The following is a 24,329-nucleotide window of genomic DNA, read 5'->3' as shown; positions in this document are numbered from 1 at the left end:
CGCGTCGCGTGGACCGAACGCCATTTCGAGAACGGCCAGCTTTCCAGCACGGAACGATGGACGGCCATCCTCACCATCGTCATCCAGCCGCCGCGCGACGCCGAGCGCCTGCGCGCCAACCCGTTGGGAATCTACGTCAATGCAATTTCGTGGTCGCGGGAGATGAGCCAATGAGGACGATCACCCGCACCCCGACAATCGCGGCCGTGCTGCTTTCGGCCACTATGCTGGCAGGCTGCGCCACCAACCGGACGCCGCAATTCAGCTACGACGCCAGCGTGCCGCCGCTGCCGACCGTGCAGGCGGCGGCAACCGACAATACGCCCCGGCCGTTGCATGTGCCCCCGGCATGGACCGTCGCACGCGGCGGCACGGCTGCCGGCACGCCGACCGGCCGCGTCGAGAACGCCAATGCAGCCGCTCGCGTCGAGCCGCGCCGCGAAGGTTACTACAACGCCATCCAGATATATCCGTGGTCGGAAGGCGCGCTCTATCAGGTCTATGCCGCCGTCGGGCAGATCACCACCATCGCGCTGGAGCCGGGCGAGAGCCTGACCGGCGCGGGACCGATTGCCGCCGGTGATACTGCCCGCTGGATCATCGGCGACACCGAGAGCGGCAGCGGCCCGACCCGCCGGGTGCATGTGCTGGTGAAGCCGACCCGGCCGGACATCTCGACCAACCTCGTCATCACAACCGACCGGCGCATCTACATGATCGAACTCCGCGCCCGCGAAGCGCTCTATATGCCTGCCGTGGCATGGGCGTATCCGGCACCGCCGCCGGGAAGTCGCGCCACCACGCCCTCAGCCCCCGTTATCCCGGCCGAGGCGGCGCGGAATTATCGCTATGGCTTGCAGGTGCAGGGCGACAGCCCGCCATGGCGGCCGATTTCCGTCTTCGACGATGGCCGCCGCGTCTATGTCGTCTTCCCGGCCGGGATCGTGCAGGGCGAAATGCCGCCCATCTTCGTGCTTGGCGCGAACGGCGAGCCGCAAATCGTCAATTCCCGCATCCACCAGAACGTCCTGATCGTGGACAGGCTGTTCAGCGCGGCAGAGCTGCGCCTTGGCTCTGGCGACCGCCAGCAGGTCGTCAGGATCGTCCGCGTCGAGCAGACCCAGGCCGCCGACGCGCAGCCAGCCGGTGCGACCACGGGAGGATCGCCCTCATGAGCGGCAGCGACACCACGGCTCCCATGCGGTTGCGCGCCGAGCCGCCCCGCGTCACCCGTCTGTCCCGCAAGGTGCTGGCAGGGGCCGGAGCCGTCGCCCTTCTCGGCATCGGCGGGGCACTGATCTACGCCCTCCAGACCCGCGATGCCGGGCCGGACGGCGGCGAACTCTATTCGACCGAGAACCGCCTCACAGCAGATGGGCTTGCCGGCCTGCCGAGCGACTATAGCGGGCCGGTACTCGGCCCCGCGCTACCCGGCGACCTCGGCCGCCCGATCCTCGATGCGCAGAACCGGGGACAACCAGTCGTGCCGCCCGTTATGGCGACGCCCGCCGTCGATCCAGAGGAAGAACGCCGCCGCGCCGAGGAAGAAGCCGCACGGTTGAGCGGCGTGTTCTTCCAGTCCGGTCCGCGTACGGCAACGCCGGCAGGGACGGCCATGCCCGGCCTTGCCGGTCTTGGCCTCGGCGGGCAGCCAGACGGGCAGAACCGCCATACCGCTTTCCTCAATGGACCCGTGGACCGGCAGACCGTCGCGCCGGATCGCGTCGCGCCGCCGGCATCGCCCCACATCCTTCAGGCCGGGGCCGTGATCCCGGCCGCGCTCATCACCGGCATCCGTTCCGATCTGCCCGGCCAGATCACCGCGCAGGTGACGGAGAACGTCTATGACAGCCCAACCGGCTCGCTGTTGTTGATCCCGCAGGGCACCCGCATCATCGGCCAATACGATGACGGCGTGACCTTCGGCCAGCGCAGGGTGCTCTTGGTGTGGAACCGCCTGATCCTGCCGGGGGGCCGTTCCATCGTTCTGGAGCGCCTGCCGGGCGCAGACGCCAGCGGCTATGCCGGCCTTGAGGATGGCGTGGATTACCACTGGTGGGATCTGATGCGGGCTGCTGGCCTCTCGACCCTGCTTGCGGTCGGCGCGGAATTGGCCAGCAGCGACGAGGACCGGCTAATCCGCGCCATCCGCGACGGGGCGCAGGATACCATCAACCAGGCGGGTCAGCAGATCGTCCAGCGCCAGTTGCAGATCGCGCCGACGCTAACGGTCCGCCCCGGCTTCCCGGTCAGGATCATCGTGAGCCGCGACCTTGTATTCGAGCCGGCAGGAGGTTGACCATGACAAAGCTGAAACTCGGCCCGCTGCCCGACGACAAGCCCGTGAAGATCACCGTGGAGCTGCCCGCGCCGCTTCACCGCGATCTGGCCGCCTATGCCGAGGTGCTGGCCCGTGAAACCGGCCAGCCCGTCGCCGATCCCGTCAAGCTCATCGTGCCCATGCTGGAGCGGTTCATCGCCACGGATCGCGGGTTCGCCAAGGCACGGCGAACCGCACCTAGCGGTTAGCAACACCTAGTTGATCCGTAACAAAATCGGCGCGTGCTTCGATCTCCACGAATGGAAGCTCAACAATCTGATAGCCGAGCCGGGAATAAGTTTCAGCCATGACCCTGCCGGTTGCCTCGGCCTCTTGCCGGTCCTGTTTGCGCTCGGCGTCCTGCGTGAAAATGGCATCCCAATACGGGGCGAGGAAAACCCGCTTGTTGTAGGGATGAATTTTCGTTGCCGCCTCGACGTGAGACGGAACAGACAGGCCGCAGAGCGTGAGATAGCCGACTACATCAGGTATCCCGCGATCCATCAGGACAGGCGCATCACTTGCAAGAGCCTCGTGGTAGGAACGCAGCTCCCAACTCAACATGAGTTCAGCGAACATAGCTCGATCCGCCCACGGCAAGGCTGGTCCGCCAATCCTGACCTGATCTTGTATGATCGCCCGGCCGGCCTCGGGCATCGCGCGGAAGCCGCGCCGGGTCATAGCGTCGATCAGACTACTTTTGCCGGAACCGGGGCCGCCGGTCACGACGAACATATGTTCGCACATGCGCTATCCTCAAACTGTAGTAAAAAGGGGGAGTGCGCGGGCAGTTGCCCGCAATCATACGAGCCAATCCTTCACGCAACTCAATCAGTATAACCTGCTGCGATTGATCGCAATGCGATCTTCACGTCACCGACATCAAGGGGTGCCGCCAGCGCATAGGCGCAAATGCGGCACGCTACAGGCCGCCGACTGCCCTCCATGGTTCGCCTAATTCCGGGGCCTATAGCGCCCCGGAATCCACCAGAACCAAGGAGGATTCCATGTGCGCAGAGCGCCGCCGCGCCCGCAAAGGGCGACCGCGACACCCGGTCCCCGAAGCACTTCCCGACGATCTTTTCGACTACGCCGACGAACCCACGCCAGACGGCCGGGAACGCCGCAGCTCGCCGCTTCGCATCGTCGATGTTGAGACGCTGCCGGTCTTTGACGACTGGCCCGAGAAGGTGCCGATCACCGAGGAAGAACTGCAAATCTTCGAGCGGTATTTCGGCCATGTGCTTGACCGGCTGTTTGGTCCCATCGACCTTGAAGCCGAGAATGAATCCTTGCCATTCTTATCACAAAATGATAAAGATAAGCCATGAGCGAGGATCGTGACCAGAGCCTCGACACGCTTCTCGACCTCGACGGTCAGGTGCTTGTTGTCGATCCCGAGGGCGGCCATTGGGTGAAGTTCATCGTCGCCCGCGTTCCGGCATCCCCGGAGAAGCCGCACGGCCTCGATTATTCGCTCACGCTTCACGGGCCTTCGGGCGAACGGCTGGTCGGCTTCGATAATGCCCATCCGGTCGGCCGGGGCAGGCGCGGCGAGCCGATGGACCATCGGCACCGCCTCCAGACCGTGAAGCCCTACGCCTACGAGGACGCGGCCACGTTGCTGGCCGACTTCTGGCAGGCGGTGGACGCGGTGTTGAAGGAGCGAGGCGTAACATGACCACATTGAAAGTCGGGATTGCCGGCTACGACGAGATGAAGGCCCGCACCATGCGGATCGCCAAGGGCGAGGAAAAGCCGGCGGCGGACGATCCGAAGGTGTGGTTCACCTCGACCGAATCCTTTGCCAAGGTGCTGTCGGCCGGAAACCGCGAGCTGCTGCGCGTCATTGCCGAGAAATCCCCGGCCTCGCTGGAGGAACTTTCGGAGATCACCGGCCGGGCCATATCCAACCTGTCACGCACCATGAAGACGATGGAGAGCTACGGCCTTGTCCGCTTGGAGAAGGAAGGCCGCAAGGTCGCGCCCAAGGTTGTCCATGACCGTGTTGAACTGGCGTTGCCCTTGCTCGACCGCCGCATGGCGCAAGGAGGCCGGTGATGAAAATTCATTCCCCGCACGTCGCCCTGCGCGCCGCGCTTTATCTGCGCGTCTCGACGGCGCGGCAGGCCGAGCATGACGTGTCGATCCCCGACCAGAAGCGGCAGGGCGAAGCCTATTGCGAGTCTCGCGGCTATCAGCTTGTGGAAACTTTCGTCGAGCCGGGCGCATCGGCAACCAACGACCGTCGCCCCGAGTTTCAGCGCATGATCGAAGCCGGCACGTCGAAGCCGCCAGCGTTCGACGTGGTGGTGGTGCATAGCTTCTCGCGGTTCTTCCGCGACGAATTTGAAATGGAATACTACTACCGGAAGCTGGCGAAGAACGGCGTCAAGCTCGTATCCATGACGCAGGAACTTGGTGACGATCCGATCCATCAGATGATGCGGCGGATCATGTCACTGTTCGACGAATACCAGTCGAAGGAGAACGCCAAGCACGTCCTGCGCGCCTTGAAGGAGAACGCCCGGCAAGGCTTCTGGAACGGCTCGCTGCCACCCATCGGCTACCGCGTCGTCGATGCCGAGCAGCGCGGCACGAAGATGAAGAAGAAGCTGGAAATCGACCCGCTGCACGCTGACACCGTGCGGCTCATCTTCCGCCTTGCATCGGAAGGCGACGGCACGTCCGGTCCCATGGGCGTCAAGAACATCGTCAGCTACCTCAACAGGAACCGCATGTTCACCCGCAGCGGCGGGCGTTGGGGCATCGGCCAGCTTCACCGCGTCCTGACCCGCCGCACCTATATCGGCGAACATCGGTTCAATCGCCGTTCCAAGAAAGGCGAGGTGAAGCCCGAGGAAGAAGTCGTCACCGTCGCGGTGCCGCCGCTGATCGACCTTGAGATATTCGAGGCGGTGCAGAAGCGATTGCAGGTCAATAATCCGAAGGTGACGCCGCCGCGCGTGGTCAGCGGCCCGAACCTGCTGACCGGCATTTGCTATTGCGGCAATTGCGGTGGAGCCATGACGCTGCGCACCGGCAAGAACGGCCGCTACCGCTATTATGCCTGCTCGATTCGGGCACGGCAGGGCGAAACCGGCTGCAAGGGCCGCGCGATCCCGATGGACAAGCTGGACCGCATGGTGGTCAGCCACATCGAGGAAAGGCTGCTGGACCCCGAGCGGATCGAAGACGTGCTCGCCTCGCTGCTGGATCGCCGGCAGGAGAGCGTCGAGCGGCGCGGCCAGCACATCGCCGAATTGAACCAGCGCGCGGCCGAGGCCGACATGCGGCTAAAGCGGCTCTACGAGGCTATCGAGGCGGGTTCGCTCGACCCCGCCGAATCCGCCCTCGGCGAACGCATCGCCGGTCTTACGGCGATACGGGATCAGGCACGGGCCGACGCCGCAAGGACCGAAGCCATGCTGAAAAGCTCGGCCCATAAGGGCCTCACAGGGGCGGCCGTGCGGGAACTGGCGAGCGAGGCACGCACCGGGCTTCGGCTCGAAAAGGGCGGCTATCGGCGGGATCACGTCCGGGCTTTCGCCCAGCATGTCGAGGTCGCGGACGATGCGATCTACATCAATGGCAGCAAAAACACGCTGTTGAAGGCGCTGATCGCCGCAAAGGGAGGGAAATCGGCGGGAATCGGCGTTCCCGGTTTTATACCAAGGTGGCGGAGAGGGTGGGATTCGAACCCACGGAACCCGTGAAGGCTCAACGGTTTTCGAGACCGCCCCGTTCGACCACTCCGGCACCTCTCCGCGCTTGGGGTGGTGAGGGCGGCGTTTACCGGGGTGATGGGGGAAGCGCAAGGGGAGCTGCGGAAAATTCTTGGCGGGCGGCAAGCCAGTTTGCAGACAGGGCGGGGCGGCGAGGCCCTGCACCAGATCGCCGCCGGGGTGATTGCTGATATCGCGCGCGACCCGGGCACGCCTCGGCGCAGCCCCCGGGGGCTCCGCCGCAAGCCACCGCTCGCTTGCCGCCGCGATCTTCATCTTGCCGCAAATATCCCGGGGTCCGGGGCAGGGCCCCGGTCCGACCCTGCCGCCGGCGCCCCGCTCTCAGGGTTGCCTGATCCATGCGCCGCTGGTTTAACGGTCGCCAAGAGGAAAGGCCCCATCCATGCGCAACTGCCCCGACCTGGCCGCCGCGATCGGCCACACCCCGCTGATCCGGCTCAACCGCGCCTCGGACGCGACGGGCTGCGAAATCTGGGGCAAGGCCGAGTTCATGAACCCCGGCCAGTCGGTCAAGGACCGCGCCGCGCTTTACATCATCCGCGACGCGGTGGCGCGGGGCGAATTGCGCCCCGGCGGCACCATCGTCGAGGGCACGGCCGGTAATACCGGGATCGGGCTGGCGCTGGTCGGGGCCTCGATGGGGTTCCGCTCGGTCATCGTGATCCCGGAAACCCAGAGCCAGGAAAAAAAGGACATGCTGCGGCTGGCCGGCGCCGAATTGGTCGAGGTGCCTGCCGCCCCCTACAGGAACCCCAACAACTACGTGCGCTATTCCGGGCGGCTGGCCGAGGCGCTGGCCCGCGATCTGCCGGGCGGCGCGATCTGGGCCAACCAGTTCGACAACACCGCCAACCGGCGCGCGCACGAGGAAACCACCGGCCCCGAGATCTGGGAGCAGACCCAGGGCGGCGTGGACGGCTTTGTCTGCGCGGTGGGCTCCGGGGGCACGCTGGCCGGGGTCGCGGCGGCGTTGCAGCCCCGCGGCGTCAAGATCGGGCTGGCCGACCCCGAGGGCGCGGCGCTGCACGCCTATTACACCACCGGCCAGTTCGACAGCCCCGGCAACTCGATCACCGAGGGCATCGGTCAGGGCCGCATCACCGCCAACCTCGAAGGCTTCACCCCCGATTTCAGCTGGCGCATCCCCGACGCCGAGGCGCTGCCGCTGATCTTTGACCTGCTGGAGTTCGAGGGGCTGTGCCTGGGCGGCTCGTCGGGCATCAACGTGGCCGGCGCGATCCGCATGGCGCGCGAGATGGGGCCGGGCAAGACCATCGTCACCGTGCTGGCCGATTACGGCACGCGCTATCAAACCAAGCTGTGGAACCCCGGCTTCCTGCGCAGCAAGGGCCTGCCGGTGCCGCATTGGCTGGACCGCGCCCCCGATGCGGCAAGCGCGCTGCCGGACGTGACCGAGGGCTGAGGCGATGGTCCCCGTCCGCAAGCCGACCGGCGACCCCGCCGCCGCCGCACTGCGGGCCATGTTTGCGGCCCTGGTGCTGTGGCTGGCGCTGGCCGTGGCGGGTCTGGCGCAATCAGCCTCGGTCGAGCCTGATTACGGCGACTGGGAACAATCGGCCAGCCGCGCCGAAGAGCTGGTCGAGGCCAGCGACACGCCTCCGGATGTGATGGGGACGCTGCGGGCGGACATCGTGGGCTGGCGCGACCAGTTCCAGCAGGCGCAGTCGCTGAACGGCTCGCGTATCGCCACGCTGCGCGAGCAGATCGGCGCGCTCGGCCCCGCACCGGCCGAGGGCGAATCCGAGGCCGAGGACATCGCCGCCCGCCGCCGCACCCTGACCGAGCAGCTGTCCGAATTGCAGGCCCCCGGGCTGCGCGCGATCGAGGCCTACAGCCGCGCCGACAGTCTGGTGCGCCGGATCGACGACGAGATGCGCACCCGCCAGACCAACGCGCTGCTGCGCCACAGCGCCTCGCCGCTGCTGCCGGGCAGCTGGGCGCAGGCGGTGGGCGCGGGGGTGCAGGTCGTGCGCGGGATGGGCGGCGACCTGCGCGAACGCTGGGCGGGGCCGTCCGGCGAAACCCTGCCGAGCCGCCTGCCGGTGGTGGCGCTGTATCTGGCGCTGGCGCTGGGGCTGCTGGTGTTCGCCCGCGGCTGGGTCGATGCGCTGCCCCGGCGGCTGTCCGAGCGTGCCAGCGATTACGCGCGCGAGGCGGTGGGGTTCGTCGCCTCGCTGGGCCAGATCGCCATCCCCACCGCCGGCGCCCATCTGCTGGTGCTGGCGCTGGATGCCACGGATCTGGCCGGGCCATGGGCGCGGCCGATCCTGATGGCGCTGCCGGTGGCGGCGCTGATCCTGTTCGGCGGCCGCTGGCTGGCGCAGCGGTTCTTTCCGGCGACAGGGGATCCGCCGGTGTGTTTTCCCGAACCGATGCGCCTGCAAGGGCGGCTTTACGGCACCGGGCTGGCGGTGGCGCTGGCGCTGCACCACGTCGCCGCGCAGGCGCTGCTGCCGCTGTCGGGGTTGCGCGGGGACGGGCCGCAGCACAGCCGCATCCCGCTGGAGATCGAACCGGGCGCCGCCGCGGTCTGGCATCTGCCGATCCTGATTCTGGGCGCGGTGATGCTGTTCCGGCTGGGGCGTATCCTGCGCCGCGCGCGTGAATACACCAACACCAACACCCCCGATTACAGCGACGCGGCGCTGGCGCTGCTGGGGCACGCGGCGCGTTTCGCAGCACTGGCGGCGCCGGCGCTGCTGCTGGTCGGCTTTGTCACCATGGCCAATGCGGTGCTGTGGCCGGTGGCGCTGACGCTGGGGCTGGCGATGCTGCTGCTGGTGTTGCAGGAATTCGTCACCGACCTGTGGGTGCTGGTGACGCGCAACCGCGACGGCTCGCGCAACGAGCTGGCGCCGGTGCTGATCGGCTTTGCCGTGCTGCTGCTGTCGCTGCCGCTGTTCGCGATGATCTGGGGCGCCAGCGTTACCGACCTGACCGAGCTGTGGACCCGGATCCGGCAGGGGGTCTCGATGGGCGGGATCAGGCTGTCGCCGGGCGCCATCCTGACCTTTGTCGTCGTGTTCGCGCTGGGTTACATGGCGACGCGGCTGCTGCAAGGCACGGTGCGCAACACCATCCTGCCCCGCACCCGGCTGGACGAGGGGGCAAAGAACGCCGCCATCTCGGGGCTGGGCTATGTCGGCATCGTGCTGGCGGGGCTGTTTGCGATCACCTCGGCCGGGATCGACATGTCCAGCCTAGCGATCGTCGCCGGGGCGCTGTCGGTCGGGATCGGCTTCGGGCTGCAAAACATCGTGTCGAACTTTGTCAGCGGCATTATCCTGCTGGTCGAGCGGCCGGTGGCGGTGGGCGACTGGATCCAGGTCGGCGACGCCATGGGGATCGTGCGCAGCATCTCGGTGCGTTCCACCCGCATCCAGACCTTTGACCGCACCGACGTGATCGTGCCCAACTCGGACCTGATCTCGAAAGAGGTGGTGAACTGGACCCGCGGCAACTTGCAGGGCCGCATCATCATCCCGGTGCGGGTGGCCTATGGCTGCGACACCCGGCGCGTGTCGCAGATCCTGACCGAGATCGCCGAGGACCAGCCGACCGTGCTGATCAACCCCGCGCCGGTGGTGCTGCTGTCGGGTTTCGGCACCGACAGCCTTGATTTCGAGCTGCGGGCGGTGCTGTCGGACATCAACCAGGGCGTGGGCGTGGCGTCCGAAATCCGCCACCAGATCATCGAGCGCTTTACCCGCGAAGGGTTCGAGATTCCCTTTACCAACCGGCAGGTGCGCATCGTCAGCGGCGAAGGCGCGGTTTTTGGCGCCCTTGCCGGCGCAGGGGCGACCCAGGGGGCCGGGACGGCGCCCGCGGGGACGGTTGCGGCCGGAACGGGGGCCGCGGACACCACCAGCGCCGGCGGGGACAGCGATGCCGACAGCGGCGGTGCGGATCAGCGCTGAGGTTTTGCAGACGCGATGGAACGAATTCGGCCACGACCGGGTTCGGATGCCATAAGCAACTCCCTTCGTGGAAAGGAAGACGAAATGGCCAATCACGACAACGCCTCGAACGCCGGCAAGACCATCAAGGACAGCGCGCGCGACGCCGCCGAGGATGTCAGGCAGGGCGCCTCGAAGCTGGCCAGCGGCGCAAAAGAGGCGTGGAACGAGGCCACCGAGGGCTCGGCCGCCGAGCGGGTCAAGCAGGATGCGGCCGAACTGGCGCAGACCGTGCGCGACAAGGGCGCCGAGGCGATGGACACCGCCCGTGAAATGGGCGCGGAATACGCCGAGCGCGCCAAAGACGAGGCCGGCCGCCTGTATCGCGCCGCCGACCGCCGCGTCCACGAGGTCGCCGACCAAGCCGAGGAATATTACGACGAGCTGTCCGGCATGGTCCGCCGCAACCCCACGCAGGCGCTGGGAATCGCGGCCGGGGTCGGGTTTCTGGTCGGCCTGATCCTCGCGCGGCGCTGATCGCATGTTCGACTATGCGCGCAACCTCAAGCTCGCCGCGCAGGACGCGGGCCGGAGGGTGGCCTTCAAGGCCGCCGCCGGCACCGCCGTCACATTGGGCGCGGGGTTCCTGCTGGCCGCGTTGTGGACGTTTCTTGCACGCACGCTGGGCTGGGGACCGCTGGTCGCATCGCTGGTGATCGGGCTGGTGTTCGTGGGGATCGGGGCGGCGCTGCTGGCTGCCTCGGGCACGGTCAGGCACCAGGCGCCCACCGCCGACGACCTCAGGGCCGAGGTCGAGACGCGGCTGGCGCTGGCTACCGACGCGGCGCTGGAAAAGGCCCGGCTCAAGGCGACCGAGGTCGTGGACACGGTGGAAAACCGCGTGCACTCGGTGGTGGACGAGGTGGTCCACAAGGCCAGCCGCTTCGCCGACACCGCCGAGGCGAGGGTGCAGGGCTTTACCCGCAATGTCGCGGACAACATGGTGGGGCAGGCGGCGCAAAAGGTCGGGCTGACGCCGCAGCGCGTGGCGCAGGTCGAGGCCGCGGCCGAACGCTTTCGCCAGTCGAACGCGGCCACCATTCCGCCGCTGGTCGGGGCTTTTGCGGTGGGCATCGCGCTGGCCAGCCGGCTGCAATCATGGCGCCATGGCGACGATGATGCGGCCGGGACGGCGGAATGGGACGACGACTGGCAAGAGGACTGGTCCGACGAATGGGGCGATCCTTACGACCCGGACGATGACCGTTACGCCTGATCCGCCCGCAGCTACAACGAAAAAGGGCCGCGAAACCGCGGCCCTTTTTTCCGTGCGGCAGCAATGCTCAGGCGTTGGCTTCGCGGATCTTGTTGGCGGCGTCCTTGTCATAGGTGACGCCGGTGCGGTCGAACAGCTGGTCCAGCTCGCCCGACAGGGTCATCTCGGTGACGATGTCGCAGCCGCCAACGAATTCGCCCTTGACGTAAAGCTGGGGCACGGTCGGCCAGTCCGAGAAATCCTTGATGCCCTGCCGCATCTCGTCGCTGGACAGCACGTTCACGTCGCGAAACGCCACGCCCATGTAGTTCAGAACCCCCGCCACGCGGCTGGAAAATCCGCATTGCGGGACATCGCGCGTCCCCTTCATGAACAGCACGACGTCATTGCCGTCGACGAGTTCCTGGATCTCGGTGCGGGTGTCGGTCATTTCGGGTGTATCCCCAAGGTTTGGTTGCATTCAGTCGGGAACGCGAGTGGTCAGCGCCAGCGCGTGCAGTTCCCCGTTCGGGCCGTCCATCCGGCCTTTCAGCGCCGCATAGACCATGCGCTGCTGCTGGACCCGGTTCTTGCCGCGGAAACTTTCGTCCACGACCTCGGCGGCATAGTGATTTCCGTCGCCCGCCAGATCGGTGATGGTGATGCGGGCTTCGGGAAAAGCCTCGCGGATCAACGCCTCGATCTCAAAGGCCTCAATCGCCATGACGCATCCTCCGTAGCTTGCCAACGCCTGACTTAGGACGCGGGGGGTGGGGGTGCAAGCCCGGGGGCGGAACATTGGCCGGGCAGGGGGGTTCGTGGTATGCTGGCCCCGTGCGGGGCCGCGCGCGGTTCCCCGTGCCGGGCAGGACGGCGGGACGCCGATAATGGGACGCCGATAAGGGCACAAGGAGGCCGTCATGCCGGATCGCAACGTCAAGGCCCGCCGGATGGTGGCCGACCAGCTTGCCCCGCGCGGCATCACCGACACCCACGTGCTGCGCGCCATGGAGTCGGTCCCGCGCGAGGAATTCGTCGCCCCCGGCCAGCGCGAGGATGCCTATGCCGACCACCCGCTGCCCATCGGCGCGGGGCAGACCATCTCGCAGCCCTATATCGTGGCGATGATGTTGCAGGCGGCGGAAATCGCGCCCTCGGACCGGGTTCTGGAAATCGGGGCGGGGTCGGGCTATGCGGCGGCGGTCGCCAGTCGCATCGCCGCCAGCGTCTGCGCGGTGGAACGTATCGGCGAGCTTGCCCGCGCCGCGACAGGGGTTTTGACGCGGCTGGGTTACGACAATGTCGAGATCCGCCACGACGACGGCACCCGAGGCTGGCCGGACGGCGGCAGTTTCGACGCGATCCTTGTGGCGGCCGCCGGCCCGGACATCCCTGCGCCGCTGCTGGCGCAGCTGGCCCCCGGCGGGCGGCTGGTGATGCCGGTGGGACCGATCGGGGCGCCGCAACGGCTGGTCCGCATCCGCCGCACAGCGCAGGGGGATCAGCGCGAGGACATGGGCGCGGTGGTCTTTGTCCCCCTGATTGGCGCCGCCGGCTATGCGGATGACGACGCTCCGCCCCGCTGACCCCATGTGTTGCACAGGAGCCTTGCCATGAGCTGGATGCCCGATCTGGAACCCGCCTGCCCGGATGCCGGGGCGCTGGACGACATCGAGCTGCTGATCGTGCCGCGCGCCCGCGACATCGGCGGCTTTGAGGTGCGCCGGGCGCTGCCCGCGCCCAAGCGGCAGATGGTCGGCCCGTTCATCTTTTTCGACCAGATGGGCCCGGCCGAATTCATCCACGGCGGCGGCATCGACGTGCGCCCGCACCCCCATATCGGGCTGGCGACGCTGACCTATCTGTTCCGCGGTGCCTTTCAGCACCGAGACAGCCTGGGCTCGGACCAGATGATCCATCCCGGCGCGGTCAACTGGATGGTGGCGGGCAACGGCGTCACCCATTCGGAACGCACCGACGCCGCCACCCGCGCCGCGCCGCATACGCTGTTCGGCATCCAGACCTGGGTGGCGCTGCCCGAGGCGCAAGAGGACGCGCCCGGCAGTTTCGAGCATCACGGTGCGGATGCGCTGCCGGTGCTTGAGGCCGAGGGCAAGCAGCTGCGGCTGATCGCCGGGCGCGGCTGGGGCGCACGGGCCCCGGTGACCGTCCACAGCGACCTGTTCTATGCCGATGCGGTGCTTGCCCCCGGCGCCCGCCTGCCGTTGCCGCGCGACCACGAGGACCGGGGGCTTTACGTCACCGAGGGCTCGGTGCTGATCGCAGGCGACGAGTTTCCCGCTGGCCGGATGATGGTGTTCCGCCCCGGTGACGAGATCACCGTGACCGCTGGCGAGCAGGGCGCGCGTTTTGTCGCACTGGGCGGCGAGACGCTGAACGGGCCGCGCTATATCATGTGGAACTTTGTCGCCTCGTCCCGCGAAAGGCTGGAGGCCGCGCGCGAGGCGTGGAAGGCCGGCGATTTCGAACATGGCCGTTTTCGCCTGCCGCCGGGGGACGACGCGGAATTCGTGCCCTATCCCGGCGGTCCGGGTCGGTGATCGCGGCGGCTGGGGGCTTTGCCCCCGGCCCGTGACGGGCCTCCCCCAGGATATTTGCGGCAAGATGAAAGAGCGGGGGGCGCCCCCGGGGGTCAGTCCTTGAAGCTGCGGCTGTCCTTGATCTGGTCCCACGCCCAGACCACCTCTTGCAGGCGGTCCTCGTCCGAGCGGTCGCCGCCGTTCATGTCGGGATGAAGATCCTTGACCAGAGACTTGTATTGCTTGCGTATTTCAGCCTTGGTCCAGCTGTCTTTCGCGTCGAGGATTTCCAGCGCGCGGCGTTCGGTCGGCGGAAGCTTGCGGGTCGAGCGCAGTCGCATTTCCGGGTTGGTGCCGTTGGCGCCAAGGATTTCCAGTGGATCGCTGACCCCGTGGCGCGCCCATGCCTGTTCCTGGGTCGCCCGGCCGAACGGTCGGGTGGGGCGTTCCCACACCGTGGCGTTGTCCAGAAATTCCTGAAATTCGGCCTCGGACTGGCCCTGGAAATAATTCCAGTTGGTGTTGTATTCGCGCACATGCTCTTTGCAGAACCAGTAATAATCCTCGAGCTGCTTGGGCGATTTGGGCGCGCGATACTGGCCCGGCTGCGAGCAGCCCGACTTGTCGCACCGGCGCGTCGAGGTTTCAAAGGCCCCGGACATGCCGCGACGCCCCCTTGAGCGCCGTTTCTTGTCCGAAGCGGCGGAGATATCGAAATCGAACGGGTCGCTGGTAGTCATTCAAGGCCTTCTTTTCGACTCGGGACCGAGAGTGTAGGGGTTTTGCACCGCATGGAAAGGGGGGAGGGGTGCAATGCAGCGATCTATCGCCGACGAAATGAACAAAAGACTGGCCGAACTGGCGCCGACCGCGCTGGAGGTGCTTGATGAAAGCGAGCTTCACCGGGGTCATGCCGGCTGGCGCGAGGGCGGGCAGACGCATTTCCGCATCCGCATGACCGCCCCGGTGTTTGCCGGGCTGAGCCGGATCGAGCGTCACCGGCTGGTCAACCGCACGCTGGGCGACATCGTGCCGCGCATCCACGCGCTGGCGCTGGAGTTGTCGGAACCATAACTGGGAACCGCAAGGGCCGGGTTCAAGCCGGGCGCCTTTCCGCCCGGCCCTTTGCCCGCGCCGTTAGCGCGCACAGTCTGGACGGCACCGGGGGCCGGGCCTAAGAGCCGATCAAACGGCTGCTGCAAGCAAGGGATCGACCGATGACCGACACCAGGGATTTCAACGACCGTATGCTCTCGCTCGGGCTTGCCCGGGTCAGCGAGGCCGCGGCCCATGCCTCGGCCCGGTTGGTCGGGCGGGGCGATGAAAAGGCCGCCGACCAGGCCGCCGTGAACGCGATGCGCGACCAGCTGAACATGCTGGACATCAAGGGCACGGTCGTCATCGGCGAGGGCGAGCGCGACGAGGCGCCGATGCTGTTCATCGGCGAAGAGGTCGGCACCGGCAACGGCCCCGAGGTGGACATCGCGCTGGACCCGCTTGAGGGCACCACCCTGACCGCCAAGGACATGCCGAACGCGCTGACCGTGATCGCCATGGCGCCCCGCGGCACGCTGCTGCACGCGCCCGACGTCTATATGGACAAGCTGGCCGTGGGGCCGGGCTATCCCGTGGACGTGGTCAGCCTTGAGATGTCGCCGCGTGAGCGGGTTCTGGCGCTGGCCGCCGCAGGCGGGGTCAAGCCCTATGACATCACCGTCTGCATTCTTGAGCGCCCCCGGCATGAGGAGATGATCGCCGAGGTGCGTTCCACCGGCGCCGCGATCCGGCTGATCACCGACGGCGACGTGGCCGGTGTGATCCATGTCGCCGAATCGGACAAGACCGGGATCGACATGTATATGGGCTCCGGCGGCGCCCCCGAGGGTGTGCTGGCGGCATCGGCGCTGAAATGCATGGGCGGGCAGATGTGGGGCCGGCTGCTGTTTCGCAACGATGACGAACGCGGCCGCGCCGCCAAGGCCGGGATTACCGACCTGAACCGCATCTATACCCGCGACGAGATGGTCACCGCCGATGTGATCTTTTCGGCAACCGGGGTCACCAACGGCTCGATCGTGCGGGGCCTGCGCCGCGAGCCGCATTTCGTCGAAACCGAAACCATCCTGATGCGGTCCAAGACCGGCTCGGTCCGGCGGATGATCTATCGCAACCCGGTTCGCGCGTAAGGGCAGGGGGGTAAGGGCAGGGGGCGCTGCCCCCGTCCCTTCGGGACTCCCCCGGGATATTTTTCCACCAAAGACGGGCCGTCCGCCGTGCGGGTGGCCTTTTGGCATCTTGCCCTTGGCGCGGCCTGTGGCGACAAGGCGGGCCATGACTGCTTTCCTGAATGTCGAATCCTCGCTGACCGGTCGCCGCTGGGCCGGTCCCGATCCTGCGCAAGAGCGGCTGGCCGAGGGGCTGGCGCAGGCCGCCCGGTTGCCGCTGCCGGTGGCGCGCATCCTTGCCGCGCGGGGCATCGCGGCAGACGAGGCCGCCGCCCATCTTGAACCGAAGCTGCGCGACCTGCTGCCCGACCCGCTGCGCCTGCGCGACATGCAGTTGGCGGCCGAGCGGCTGGTTGCCGCTGCCGTGACGGGTGAACGGATTGCGGTGTTTGCCGATTACGACGTGGACGGGGGCGCCTCGGCCGCGCTGCTGCTGGGCTGGCTGCGTGCGCAGGGGCGCGAGGCCACGCTGTATGTCCCCGACCGCATCGACGAGGGCTACGGCCCCAACCCCGCCGCGATCGAGGCGCTTGCCCGCGACCATGCGCTGATCGTCTGCGTCGACTGCGGCACGCTGAGCCATGAGGCGCTGGCGGTGGCCAAGGGCCGTGCCGATGTCATCGTGCTGGACCACCATCAGGGCGGCGAGACCCTGCCGCCGGTCCTGGCCGTCGTGAACCCCAACCGCGCCGACGAGGACGGGGCTTTGGGGCATCTTTGCGCCGCGGGGGTGGTGTTCCTGACGCTGGTGCAGGCGAACCGCGGCCTGCGCGCCCGCGGTCTGGCCGAACCGGACCTGATCGGGATGCTCGATCTGGTGGCGCTGGCGACGGTGGCCGATGTGGCCCCCCTGCTGGGCGTCAACCGCGCTTTTGTCCGGCAGGGGCTGGCGGTGATGGCGCGCCGCGCGCGGCCGGGGCTGGCGGCTTTGTCGGATGTGGCGCGGCTCGATTCGGCGCCTTCGGCCTTTCATCTGGGGTTCCTTCTGGGACCGCGGATCAACGCCGGCGGTCGCGTCGGCCGCGCCGATCTGGGCGCGCGCTGCCTGTCGGCTACCGACCGCGCCGAGGCCGAATCGCTGGCCGCGCAGCTGGACGCGCTGAACCGCGAGCGCCGCGAGATCGAGGCGCTGGTCCGCGACGCCGCCTTTGCCCAGGCCGAATCGCACGCCGACCCGGCGCTGTCCTGGGCCGCAGGCGAGGGCTGGCACCCCGGCGTTGTCGGCATCGTCGCCGCACGGCTGAAAGAGGCGACCGGCCGCCCTTCGGTGGTGATCGGCGTCGCGGGGGGGGTGGGCAAGGGCTCGGCCCGCTCGGTCCCCGGCTTCGACATCGGCCGCGCCGTGCAGCGGCTGGAGGCCGAGGGGCTGATCGCCCGCGGCGGCGGTCACGCCATGGCCGCGGGGCTGACGGTCGATCCGGCGCAGATCGCCCCCGCCATGGCGCGGCTGTCCGAGCTGGCCCTGGCCGCGCTGGCGGGTCGGGCGGCCGGGGCGCTGTGGATTTCCGGGCTGCTGGACGCGCGCGCCGCCACCCCGGAAATGATCGAGGCGCTGGAGCGCGCCGGCCCCTTTGGCGCCGCCGCGCCCGCGCCGCGTTTTGCGCTGAGCGACCTGATCCTTGAGCAGGTGGATACCATGGGCGAGGGCCACCTGCGCCTGCGTGCCCGCAGCGGGGCAGGGGCGCTGGACGGGGTCGCCTGGGGTGCGATGCAGGGCGCGCTTGGCCCGGCGCTGCTTGGCGCACGGGGGCGGCGGTTCCATCTGGCCGGCCGGCTGGAGCTGTCGCTGTGGGGCGGGCGCCAGCGGGTCCGGCTGCGGCTGGACGACGCCGCCGAGGCACATGGCGGCGGGCCGTCCGGCACATGAAACGCCCCGCACATGAAACGCATCGGGCCGATTGAATAAATCGCCGGGGCGAAAACTTTCTGCTTGCGGTCCTCGCGCGCATTGCCTAGATACCGCTCCACGCAACGCAGCAAGGCTGCAAGCGCAAAAGGTGGCCCGTTCGTCTATCGGTTAGGACGCCAGGTTTTCAACCTGGAAAGAGGGGTTCGACTCCCCTACGGGCTGCCATTTTTCCATCGCTGATCTCGCCGTGATCCGGACCGTCGCCACGGTCGCGTGGGGCTGTCATCAAGGGCGCTGGCCGCTGACGCCGGCAGGGCATCACCCCTGGCCGAGGCTGAAGTTCTGTTCGACCACCGCCTCCATCGACACCCGGCTTGAGGTGTTGCTGATATGGGGCAGGACCGAGATCTTTTCGGCCAGGATGCGCCGGAAATCACCCATGTCGCGCGAGCGGACCTTGAGCAGATAGTCGCAGCCGCCGGCGATCATGTAGCACTCTTCGATCTCGGGGATGGCGCGGACGGCGGTGTTGAACTGTTGCAGGGCGTTTTCGCGGGTGTCGGTCATGTTGACCTCGACATAGGTGACATGGGTCAGGCCCAGCTTCAGCGGCGACAGTATGGCGCGATAGCCGGTGATCAGGCCGATGTCTTCCAGATGCCTGATCCGCAGCGCCACCGGGGTTTTCGACAGCCCGACCTTGCGCGCCAGCTCTGCCACGGGGATTCGGGCGTTGTGGGTCAGCTCTGACAGGATCTTGCGGTCCACGCTGTCCAGTTTTGCCTCCATCCTGAAAATCCCCTTAAAAATGTTCCGTTCGGCTATCAGGTTAAACAGCTTTGGGCGCATCGGCTAGCCGGTTTCTGTTATACCTTGCACATCGCAGCAAGGGAAAACGCCATGTCCAGCATCAGCCAGTTCGGCACCGACGCGAAATTCGCCGATGAGGCAGGGTTGCTGCGGGGGCTGGTCGCGCAGGCGGCGCTGTCGCCGGCCGATCGCGCCGCGATCACCGCCCGCGCCGCCGATCTGGTGCGCCGCATCCGCGCCGAGGCCAAGCCCACGATGATGGAACATTTCCTGGCCGAATACGGGCTGTCCACGCGCGAGGGGGTGGCGCTGATGTGCCTGGCCGAGGCGATGCTGCGCGTCCCCGACAAGCTGACCATCGACGCGCTGATCGAGGACAAGATCGCGCCCTCGGACTGGGGCCGGCATCTGGGCGAGGCGTCGTCCAGCCTCGTCAACGCCTCGACCTGGGCCTTGATGCTGACCGGCAAGGTGCTGGACGACGATCAGGCCGGCATCGCGGGCACGCTGCGCCGCGCCGTGCGCCGGCTGGGCGAGCCGGTGATCCGCACCGCCGTCGGCCGCGCCATGAAAGAGATGGGGCGCCAGTTCGTGCTGGGCCAGACCATCGAGGCCGCGCTGGAACGCGCCAGCAAACACGAGGCGCAGGGCTATACCTACAGCTACGACATGCTGGGCGAGGCGGCGATGACCGGGGCCGACGCCGCCCGCTACGACCGCGCCTATTCCGACGCCATCGCGGCGATCGCGAAAGCCTGCACCAAGGGCTCGGTCGAGGAAAATCCCGGCATCTCGATCAAGCTGTCGGCGCTGCATCCCCGCTATGAGGTGGCGCAGGAAGCCCGCGTCATGGCCGAGCTGGTGCCGGTGGTGCTGAAGCTCGCGCGCCAGGCCAAGGCCGCCGGCATGGGCATGAACATCGACGCCGAAGAACAGGACCGGCTGGTGATCTCGCTGCGGGTGATCGAGGCGGTGCTGGCGGACCCCTCGCTGGCCGGCTGGGACGGGTTCGGGGTGGTGGTGCAGGCTTACGGCAAACGCGCGGGCCAGACCATCGACTGGCTGCACGCGCTGGCGCAGCGTCTGGACCGCCGTATCATGGTGCGGCTGGTCAAGGGCGCCTATTGGGACACCGAGATCAAGCACGCCCAAGTCGAGGGGCTGCCGGGGTTCGCCCTGTTCACCAGCAAGGTGGCGACCGACGTCAGCTATATCGCCAATGCCCGCAAGCTGATCGGCTATGCCGACCGCATCTATCCGCAATTCGCCACCCATAATGCCCAGACCGTCGCCGCGATCCTTGAAATGGCCGGCTCTGAAACCCGGTTCGAGTTCCAGCGCCTGCACGGCATGGGCGAACGGCTGCACGACATCGTGCTGCGCGACCACCGCAGCCGTTGCCGCATCTATGCGCCGGTCGGCGCGCATCGCGACCTGCTGGCCTATCTGGTGCGGCGGCTGCTGGAAAACGGCGCGAACAGCAGTTTCGTGAACCAGATCGTGGACGAGGCGATCACCCCCCAAGAGATCGCCCGCGACCCTTTCGACGCGATTGAGGGCGCAAGGCCGCCGCTCGGGCTGGTCGCGCCGTCGGCGCTGTTCGGGGCCTCGCGTCCGAACTCTGCCGGCTTCGACCTGACCGACGAGGAAACGCTGTCCCGCATCTACGCCGCCCGCGAACTGGCGATCCCCGATGCGATGCCGCTGACGGTGTCGGAACCCACCGGCAGGATGCAGGATGTGCTGAACCCGGCGACGGGCGAAAACATCGCAAAGGTGCTGATGGTCGATGCCGCGACCGCCACCCGCGCCATCGACGACGCCCGTATCTGGGACGCGCCCGCGGCGGAACGGGCCGAGGTGCTGCGCCGCGCCGCCGATCTTTACGAACAGCATTACGGCGCGATCTTTGCCATCCTCGCGCGCGAAGGCGGCAAGGCGCTGCCCGACGCGGTGGCAGAATTGCGCGAGGCGGTTGATTTCCTGCGCTATTACGCGACCGAGGGCGAAACCTGCACGGACGCCCCGCGCGGCATCTGGGGCGCGATCAGCCCGTGGAACTTTCCGCTGGCGATCTTTACCGGCCAGATCGCGGCGGCGCTGATGGCGGGCAATGCCGTCATCGCCAAGCCGGCAGAGCATACGCCGGTGATCGCCGCCCGGGCCGTCGCCCTGCTGCATCAGGCGGGCGTGCCGAAAGCGGCGCTGCAACTGCTGCCGGGCCGGGGCAGCGTGGTCGGCACCGCGCTGACCTCGGACCCGCGGGTCGCGGGGCTGGTGTTTACCGGCTCGACCGCGACCGCGCAGACCATCGCCCGGACGATGGCCGCAAACCTTGCACCCGGCACGCCGCTGATCGCCGAAACCGGCGGGCTGAATGCGATGATCGTCGATTCCACCGCGCTGCCGGAACAGGCGGTGCGCGACATCGTGAACTCGGCCTTTCGCTCGGCCGGGCAGCGGTGTTCGGCGCTGCGCTGCCTTTATGTGCAGGAAGACATCGCGCCGCATCTGATCACGATGATCAAGGGTGCGATGGACGAGCTGCGGTTGGGCGATCCGTGGGATCTGGCCACCGATGTCGGCCCGGTGATCGACCCCGCCGCGCAGGGCGAGATCGCCGACTATATCGCCGCGAATGCGGGCCGCATCCTGCACCGGCTGGCGGTGCCGTCGCCGGGTTGCTTTATCCCGCCCACGATGTTGCAGGTCTCGGGGATCAACGATCTGGAACGTGAGGTTTTTGGCCCGGTGCTGCATGTCGCGACCTTTCGGGGCGAGCAGCTGGACCAGGTGATCGCCGACATCAACGCCCGCGGCTTCGGCCTGACCTTTGGGCTGCACACCCGCATCGACTCGCGCGTGCAAGAGGTCTCGGACGCGATCCATGCCGGCAATATCTATGTGAACCGGAACCAGATCGGTGCGGTGGTGGGGTCGCAACCCTTTGGCGGCGAAGGGCTTTCGGGCACCGGACCCAAGGCCGGCGGGCCGCGCTATGTGCCGCGGTTTTTCGCACCTGCCACGGCCTCGGCGTCGGTCGGCGCCTGGCAGGGGCAGGCCGACGAGACCCGGCTGCACAGCGCGCTGGCCGCGCCGGGGTCGCAAAAGCTCGACGAACGCCTGATGCCCGGCCCGACGGGCGAGATGAACCGCCTGACCGCCCATAGCCGCTCGCCGCTGCTCTGCCTCGGCCCCGGAGCCGAGGCCGCAGCGGCGCAGGTCGCAGCGGTGCAGGCGCTTGGCGGCCACGCCGTCGCCGCCGACGGCAGCCTGCCGCCCGAGGCGCTGACCCGGATGCCGCAGCTATCCGCCGTGCTGTGGTGGGGCGACGAGGCGCAGGGCCGCGCCTATGCGCAGGCGCTGGCCGAACGCGAGGGTGAAGTCGTGCAGCTGATCACCGGCATGCCCGATCTGGCCCATGTCGCGCATGAACGCCACCTGTGCGTCGATACCACCGCCGCCGGCGGCAACGCCGCGCTGCTGGCAGGCTGAAACGCCGCAGCCCCCGCGCGCCGGTTTCCGAAAAACCGCGCGCGGGCAGGGGGTTGAACCGCCGCAGGCCGCATGTCGTCATGCGGCGACGCGGATGCTCTCGACCGGCCGGGGATTTTTCCGGATCGGCAGCACTGCGCCGATGCTTTTGGTGCATCTACCGTAAGCAGCGCCGTGCAGCGCCGATGTCAGCAACACGGCGCTGGCCGCAGGAATCCGCCCGATGCTTTTCCAGAATGCTGAATCAGCAATAATCCGTAAAGTGTAATTTGGGGCTTGACAGCACCACATATCCACACAGGCCCATGTGGTAGGGGGCAGAACGCAGAACGGGGGCCTATCTGGCCCCCGTCTTTGTAACATTGCTCACGTTTTCACATATGTGCTAATTATGCCACTAATCGCGCCCTGGTTGCGCGCGCCAAATGTCGCGAACGACCCATGCATAGACGGCGACAACCGGAAGCCCGGCAGCGCCTACGGCCCACGTTGTAAGGACAAGATCGAGCATCATTTACACCACGGAACAAAGGACTTCGACGGACCAGACCCGGACGACCGAGGCTTATTCCTTTCAGGCCGGGATTTACAGAGGCGCGGCTGATCCAGAGTGGGTTGCGCCCGAGAGACCGCCTTTTCTGGTGCACGGGGAGGGGTGCGCGCGGGAGGTTTCCGCGAACCAGCGGCGGAGAGGGGCGCTTGTGTGACAGATCGCCGCGCCGGGCGGGTGGCCCGGTCACGGGTAGAGTTAGGCACGACCGAGGGCAAAGCCTCGGCCAGTGCCCGTTGAGCCTGCGCGACCCTGAACGTGGATCGCTGGGCAGGGGGAGCCGCGACAGGGCGCGGCTCGGGGGTGGCGATGGCTGGCGTCGCAGTTTCGCGCCGCCGTGACGATTTACGAGCCATGTTGTTTTTTCCTTGGCCAGACAGAGAACGGATAACCGGGCACATAGCGCCCTTTTTCCCGACGCAACCACCCGTGGGGAGATTGTCGAAGCTGATCCAGCAGGTTGTCAACAGCCAACTGGCGCTTTTCTCGCTGGACCTGTTCAAGATGCTCGAAATGGGATTGCATATGATGCGCAATGATTTCCGCCATTTCCTCGCTGGAAAGTGACACCCATTCATCAAGCAGACGCTGGCGGTGGTGCTTTTCGAAGGTCTTTTGCACCCATTCAGACGCCGACGCCATATCGGCGGGGTCTTGGGTGATCGCATTGAGATAGTCCCGGCGGGTGGCGCCCGTCATGAGATAGGGTTTGGTCGGATCACCGCCGGGGGGCAAATACTCAAAGCCGCTGGGTAGCACCGCGAGATCGCGGGCCAGCTTGGCTTTTTCCTGAAACCATTCATGGCCGAGGGCGGGTTTCTTAGAGAGGGAAAACCAGTATTCCTTGGTCCCCTTGAGCAGGTATTTGCAGATGTAGCGGATTGCGCGCTCATCCGCGCGCCAATCCACTTTGATATGGCCGTGCGGCCATTCGCGAATGTGGGTCATTCGCATTTGAGGTATTTCGTCGCAGAAGGGGGCATCGTCTTGTGATTTCCCCGCCGGGTAATCGTCTTTGTATCGGGGGCTGATGCCGCGATCATAGAGGGGATACTGATCGACCCGAGGGAGAAGACGTTGAAAGAATAGAATGGCGTGGAAATGGGCGCGCCCTTTCAGGTCGCCATACTCGCCCACGACGAAATACCTGACTTTGTGACCAGCACGACGAAGCAGCTTCATGAAAAGCTGGAAATGTTTGGAATGGAGGATTTTATCCGCCAGATCGTCCCTAGGCGCATAGGTGAGGGTCACGGTGCAGACCCTTTGCGAATGAGCGGCCTCCGCCATTGCGCGGGCAACGTAATCGTTGACCCGGTTTTTTCGACAGCGCCAGCATTGCTTGCAGGGGACGGGGAGTTTTTCGTGTTTCGGCCCGCGTAGCACCCAGATATGGCTGGGATTGATGCACATTTTCGGTCCCTTTGTCGGCTGTGTCACTAAAAGGTTATACCCATCAAGCAGGGTGCGCGCGCATGCAATTTTTCGTTGTGACTTGTCAAACAGAATAATTGCATGCGGCAGGCTGCGAATAGAAATGCAGAAAGAACCGATAAAATCGGGTTCTGCATTATCGCAGCTTAGGGCGGACCGACTTACCCCCAGCCCCTCGATACTTGACG

General features: G+C 67.0%; 24 protein-coding genes and 2 tRNA genes. 19 read left to right on the top strand and 7 right to left on the bottom strand.

What is annotated here, in order from left to right; all coding sequences use genetic code 11:
• The 4 genes from BLW83_RS08365 to BLW83_RS08350 all read left to right on the top strand — a co-directional run.
• Positions 1-174, top strand: a 174-nt coding sequence (locus tag BLW83_RS08365; protein WP_245728717.1) for a VirB8/TrbF family protein, incomplete at its 5' end; no start/stop codon positions are given.
• Positions 171-1,175 carry a P-type conjugative transfer protein TrbG gene (gene trbG, locus BLW83_RS08360; protein WP_090847434.1) on the top strand — a complete coding sequence of 335 codons (1,005 nt, stop codon included), beginning with the start codon at positions 171-173 and terminating at the stop codon, positions 1,173-1,175. The genes BLW83_RS08365 and trbG, both read left to right, overlap by 4 nt.
• A complete protein-coding gene (locus tag BLW83_RS08355; RefSeq protein ID WP_090847432.1) occupies positions 1,172-2,299 on the top strand; it encodes a TraB/TrbI/VirB10 family type IV secretion system protein in 1,128 nt (375 codons plus the stop codon). The genes trbG and BLW83_RS08355 overlap by 4 nt, the downstream gene beginning before the upstream one ends.
• Positions 2,300-2,301: 2 nt before the next feature.
• Positions 2,302-2,529 (top strand): DUF2274 domain-containing protein, encoded by a 228-nt coding sequence (locus BLW83_RS08350; protein WP_090847430.1) that lies wholly within the window; start codon positions 2,302-2,304, stop codon positions 2,527-2,529.
• Here the strand turns inward: BLW83_RS08350 and BLW83_RS08345 are convergent.
• The gene (locus tag BLW83_RS08345; protein WP_218139098.1) at positions 2,519-3,067 is read right to left on the bottom strand and encodes an AAA family ATPase; all 549 of its coding nucleotides are present in this window, start codon (positions 3,065-3,067) and stop codon (positions 2,519-2,521) included. The two genes, BLW83_RS08350 and BLW83_RS08345, sit on opposite strands and share 11 nt — an antisense overlap.
• A gap of 260 nt (positions 3,068-3,327) precedes the next feature.
• On the opposite strand from BLW83_RS08345, the gene BLW83_RS15910 reads away from it, so the two are divergent.
• Genes BLW83_RS15910 through BLW83_RS08325 form a run of 4 tightly spaced genes read left to right on the top strand, consistent with a single transcriptional unit; the run spans position 3,328 to position 6,036 of the window.
• On the top strand, positions 3,328-3,651 hold the full coding sequence (locus BLW83_RS15910; protein ID WP_090847425.1) for a hypothetical protein: 324 nt from the start codon (positions 3,328-3,330) through the stop codon (positions 3,649-3,651).
• Entirely contained in the window at positions 3,648-4,001 is a 354-nt protein-coding gene (locus tag BLW83_RS08335; protein ID WP_090847423.1) for a toxin-antitoxin system TumE family protein, read from the top strand. The genes BLW83_RS15910 and BLW83_RS08335 overlap by 4 nt, the downstream gene beginning before the upstream one ends.
• Positions 3,998-4,381: an HVO_A0114 family putative DNA-binding protein gene (locus tag BLW83_RS08330; protein ID WP_090847421.1), complete on the top strand. Its 384-nt coding sequence runs from the start codon at positions 3,998-4,000 to the stop codon at positions 4,379-4,381. Before BLW83_RS08335 ends, BLW83_RS08330 begins: the two co-directional genes overlap by 4 nt.
• Positions 4,381-6,036 carry a recombinase family protein gene (locus BLW83_RS08325; RefSeq protein WP_090847419.1) on the top strand — a complete coding sequence of 552 codons (1,656 nt, stop codon included), beginning with the start codon at positions 4,381-4,383 and terminating at the stop codon, positions 6,034-6,036. The genes BLW83_RS08330 and BLW83_RS08325 overlap by 1 nt, the downstream gene beginning before the upstream one ends.
• Here BLW83_RS08325 and BLW83_RS08320 read toward each other — a convergent pair.
• A tRNA-Ser gene (locus BLW83_RS08320) sits at positions 5,998-6,087 on the bottom strand. The genes BLW83_RS08325 and BLW83_RS08320 overlap by 39 nt on opposite strands.
• Before the next feature lie 361 nt (positions 6,088-6,448).
• On the opposite strand from BLW83_RS08320, the gene BLW83_RS08315 reads away from it, so the two are divergent.
• From BLW83_RS08315 to BLW83_RS08300, 4 genes are all read left to right on the top strand, one after another.
• Positions 6,449-7,489 (top strand): cysteine synthase A, encoded by a 1,041-nt coding sequence (locus tag BLW83_RS08315; RefSeq protein ID WP_090847417.1) that lies wholly within the window; start codon positions 6,449-6,451, stop codon positions 7,487-7,489.
• A gap of 4 nt (positions 7,490-7,493) precedes the next feature.
• Positions 7,494-10,004, top strand: a complete 2,511-nt coding sequence (locus BLW83_RS08310; RefSeq protein ID WP_090847415.1) for a DUF3772 domain-containing protein — start codon at positions 7,494-7,496, stop codon at positions 10,002-10,004.
• 84 nt (positions 10,005-10,088) lie between these two features.
• Entirely contained in the window at positions 10,089-10,520 is a 432-nt protein-coding gene (locus tag BLW83_RS08305; protein WP_090847413.1) for an ElaB/YgaM/YqjD family protein, read from the top strand.
• A 4-nt stretch (positions 10,521-10,524) separates the two neighbouring features.
• Positions 10,525-11,259, top strand: a complete 735-nt coding sequence (locus BLW83_RS08300) for a phage holin family protein (RefSeq protein WP_177172520.1) — start codon at positions 10,525-10,527, stop codon at positions 11,257-11,259.
• 67 nt (positions 11,260-11,326) lie between these two features.
• On the opposite strand, the gene grxD is transcribed toward BLW83_RS08300, so the two are convergent.
• Together grxD and BLW83_RS08290 are read right to left on the bottom strand one after the other, a co-directional pair.
• Entirely contained in the window at positions 11,327-11,689 is a 363-nt protein-coding gene (grxD, locus tag BLW83_RS08295) for a Grx4 family monothiol glutaredoxin (RefSeq protein ID WP_090847411.1), read from the bottom strand.
• Between the two features lie 30 nt (positions 11,690-11,719).
• A complete protein-coding gene (locus tag BLW83_RS08290) occupies positions 11,720-11,962 on the bottom strand; it encodes a BolA/IbaG family iron-sulfur metabolism protein (protein ID WP_090847408.1) in 243 nt (80 codons plus the stop codon).
• A 196-nt stretch (positions 11,963-12,158) separates the two neighbouring features.
• Between BLW83_RS08290 and BLW83_RS08285 the strand changes: the two genes are divergently transcribed.
• Positions 12,159-12,824, top strand: a complete 666-nt coding sequence (locus BLW83_RS08285; protein ID WP_090847406.1) for a protein-L-isoaspartate(D-aspartate) O-methyltransferase — start codon at positions 12,159-12,161, stop codon at positions 12,822-12,824.
• 27 nt (positions 12,825-12,851) lie between these two features.
• Complete coding sequence (locus BLW83_RS08280) at positions 12,852-13,799, top strand: pirin family protein (protein WP_090847404.1); 948 nt, start codon at positions 12,852-12,854, stop codon at positions 13,797-13,799.
• A 92-nt stretch (positions 13,800-13,891) separates the two neighbouring features.
• On the opposite strand, the gene BLW83_RS08275 is transcribed toward BLW83_RS08280, so the two are convergent.
• Entirely contained in the window at positions 13,892-14,518 is a 627-nt protein-coding gene (locus tag BLW83_RS08275; protein ID WP_090847402.1) for a DnaJ domain-containing protein, read from the bottom strand.
• A 73-nt stretch (positions 14,519-14,591) separates the two neighbouring features.
• Here BLW83_RS08275 and BLW83_RS08270 point away from each other — a divergent pair, with 73 nt between their 5' ends.
• From BLW83_RS08270 to BLW83_RS08255, 4 genes are all read left to right on the top strand, one after another.
• A complete protein-coding gene (locus tag BLW83_RS08270) occupies positions 14,592-14,852 on the top strand; it encodes a BolA family protein (protein ID WP_090847400.1) in 261 nt (86 codons plus the stop codon).
• 143 nt (positions 14,853-14,995) lie between these two features.
• Entirely contained in the window at positions 14,996-15,964 is a 969-nt protein-coding gene (glpX, locus tag BLW83_RS08265; protein WP_090847398.1) for a class II fructose-bisphosphatase, read from the top strand.
• 145 nt (positions 15,965-16,109) lie between these two features.
• Complete coding sequence (gene recJ, locus BLW83_RS08260) at positions 16,110-17,870, top strand: single-stranded-DNA-specific exonuclease RecJ (RefSeq protein ID WP_090847396.1); 1,761 nt, start codon at positions 16,110-16,112, stop codon at positions 17,868-17,870.
• A 132-nt stretch (positions 17,871-18,002) separates the two neighbouring features.
• Positions 18,003-18,077: transfer RNA gene (locus BLW83_RS08255), tRNA-Glu, on the top strand.
• A gap of 93 nt (positions 18,078-18,170) precedes the next feature.
• Here the strand turns inward: BLW83_RS08255 and BLW83_RS08250 are convergent.
• On the bottom strand, positions 18,171-18,641 hold the full coding sequence (locus BLW83_RS08250; RefSeq protein WP_090847630.1) for an Lrp/AsnC family transcriptional regulator: 471 nt from the start codon (positions 18,639-18,641) through the stop codon (positions 18,171-18,173).
• Between the two features lie 111 nt (positions 18,642-18,752).
• Between BLW83_RS08250 and putA the strand changes: the two genes are divergently transcribed.
• Positions 18,753-22,157: a bifunctional proline dehydrogenase/L-glutamate gamma-semialdehyde dehydrogenase PutA gene (gene putA, locus BLW83_RS08245; protein ID WP_090847394.1), complete on the top strand. Its 3,405-nt coding sequence runs from the start codon at positions 18,753-18,755 to the stop codon at positions 22,155-22,157.
• 895 nt (positions 22,158-23,052) lie between these two features.
• On the opposite strand, the gene BLW83_RS08240 is transcribed toward putA, so the two are convergent.
• The gene (locus tag BLW83_RS08240; protein WP_143042791.1) at positions 23,053-23,961 is read right to left on the bottom strand and encodes a rolling circle replication-associated protein; all 909 of its coding nucleotides are present in this window, start codon (positions 23,959-23,961) and stop codon (positions 23,053-23,055) included.
• Between the last annotated feature and the right edge of the window lie 368 nt (positions 23,962-24,329).

It is taken from the genome of Paracoccus alkenifer, assembly GCF_900108405.1.
Classification (GTDB): Bacteria; Pseudomonadota; Alphaproteobacteria; order Rhodobacterales; family Rhodobacteraceae; genus Paracoccus; species Paracoccus alkenifer.
This window is presented reverse-complemented; position numbering and strand designations above follow the sequence as displayed.

What these genes read in the sequence shown, in the direction of transcription:
- trbG (WP_090847434.1), top strand. Translation starts at nt 171, where the DNA reads ATGAGGACGATCACCCGCACCCCGACAATCGCGGCCGTGCTGCTTTCG.
- BLW83_RS08355 (WP_090847432.1), top strand. Translation starts at nt 1,172, where the DNA reads ATGAGCGGCAGCGACACCACGGCTCCCATGCGGTTGCGCGCCGAGCCG.
- BLW83_RS08350 (WP_090847430.1), top strand. Translation starts at nt 2,302, where the DNA reads ATGACAAAGCTGAAACTCGGCCCGCTGCCCGACGACAAGCCCGTGAAG.
- BLW83_RS08345 (WP_218139098.1), bottom strand. Translation starts at nt 3,067, where the DNA reads ATGTGCGAACATATGTTCGTCGTGACCGGCGGCCCCGGTTCCGGCAAA.
- BLW83_RS15910 (WP_090847425.1), top strand. Translation starts at nt 3,328, where the DNA reads ATGTGCGCAGAGCGCCGCCGCGCCCGCAAAGGGCGACCGCGACACCCG.
- BLW83_RS08335 (WP_090847423.1), top strand. Translation starts at nt 3,648, where the DNA reads ATGAGCGAGGATCGTGACCAGAGCCTCGACACGCTTCTCGACCTCGAC.
- BLW83_RS08330 (WP_090847421.1), top strand. Translation starts at nt 3,998, where the DNA reads ATGACCACATTGAAAGTCGGGATTGCCGGCTACGACGAGATGAAGGCC.
- BLW83_RS08325 (WP_090847419.1), top strand. Translation starts at nt 4,381, where the DNA reads ATGAAAATTCATTCCCCGCACGTCGCCCTGCGCGCCGCGCTTTATCTG.
- BLW83_RS08315 (WP_090847417.1), top strand. Translation starts at nt 6,449, where the DNA reads ATGCGCAACTGCCCCGACCTGGCCGCCGCGATCGGCCACACCCCGCTG.
- BLW83_RS08310 (WP_090847415.1), top strand. Translation starts at nt 7,494, where the DNA reads ATGGTCCCCGTCCGCAAGCCGACCGGCGACCCCGCCGCCGCCGCACTG.
- BLW83_RS08305 (WP_090847413.1), top strand. Translation starts at nt 10,089, where the DNA reads ATGGCCAATCACGACAACGCCTCGAACGCCGGCAAGACCATCAAGGAC.
- BLW83_RS08300 (WP_177172520.1), top strand. Translation starts at nt 10,525, where the DNA reads ATGTTCGACTATGCGCGCAACCTCAAGCTCGCCGCGCAGGACGCGGGC.
- grxD (WP_090847411.1), bottom strand. Translation starts at nt 11,689, where the DNA reads ATGACCGACACCCGCACCGAGATCCAGGAACTCGTCGACGGCAATGAC.
- BLW83_RS08290 (WP_090847408.1), bottom strand. Translation starts at nt 11,962, where the DNA reads ATGGCGATTGAGGCCTTTGAGATCGAGGCGTTGATCCGCGAGGCTTTT.
- BLW83_RS08285 (WP_090847406.1), top strand. Translation starts at nt 12,159, where the DNA reads ATGCCGGATCGCAACGTCAAGGCCCGCCGGATGGTGGCCGACCAGCTT.
- BLW83_RS08280 (WP_090847404.1), top strand. Translation starts at nt 12,852, where the DNA reads ATGAGCTGGATGCCCGATCTGGAACCCGCCTGCCCGGATGCCGGGGCG.
- BLW83_RS08275 (WP_090847402.1), bottom strand. Translation starts at nt 14,518, where the DNA reads ATGACTACCAGCGACCCGTTCGATTTCGATATCTCCGCCGCTTCGGAC.
- BLW83_RS08270 (WP_090847400.1), top strand. Translation starts at nt 14,592, where the DNA reads ATGCAGCGATCTATCGCCGACGAAATGAACAAAAGACTGGCCGAACTG.
- glpX (WP_090847398.1), top strand. Translation starts at nt 14,996, where the DNA reads ATGACCGACACCAGGGATTTCAACGACCGTATGCTCTCGCTCGGGCTT.
- recJ (WP_090847396.1), top strand. Translation starts at nt 16,110, where the DNA reads ATGACTGCTTTCCTGAATGTCGAATCCTCGCTGACCGGTCGCCGCTGG.
- BLW83_RS08250 (WP_090847630.1), bottom strand. Translation starts at nt 18,641, where the DNA reads ATGGAGGCAAAACTGGACAGCGTGGACCGCAAGATCCTGTCAGAGCTG.
- putA (WP_090847394.1), top strand. Translation starts at nt 18,753, where the DNA reads ATGTCCAGCATCAGCCAGTTCGGCACCGACGCGAAATTCGCCGATGAG.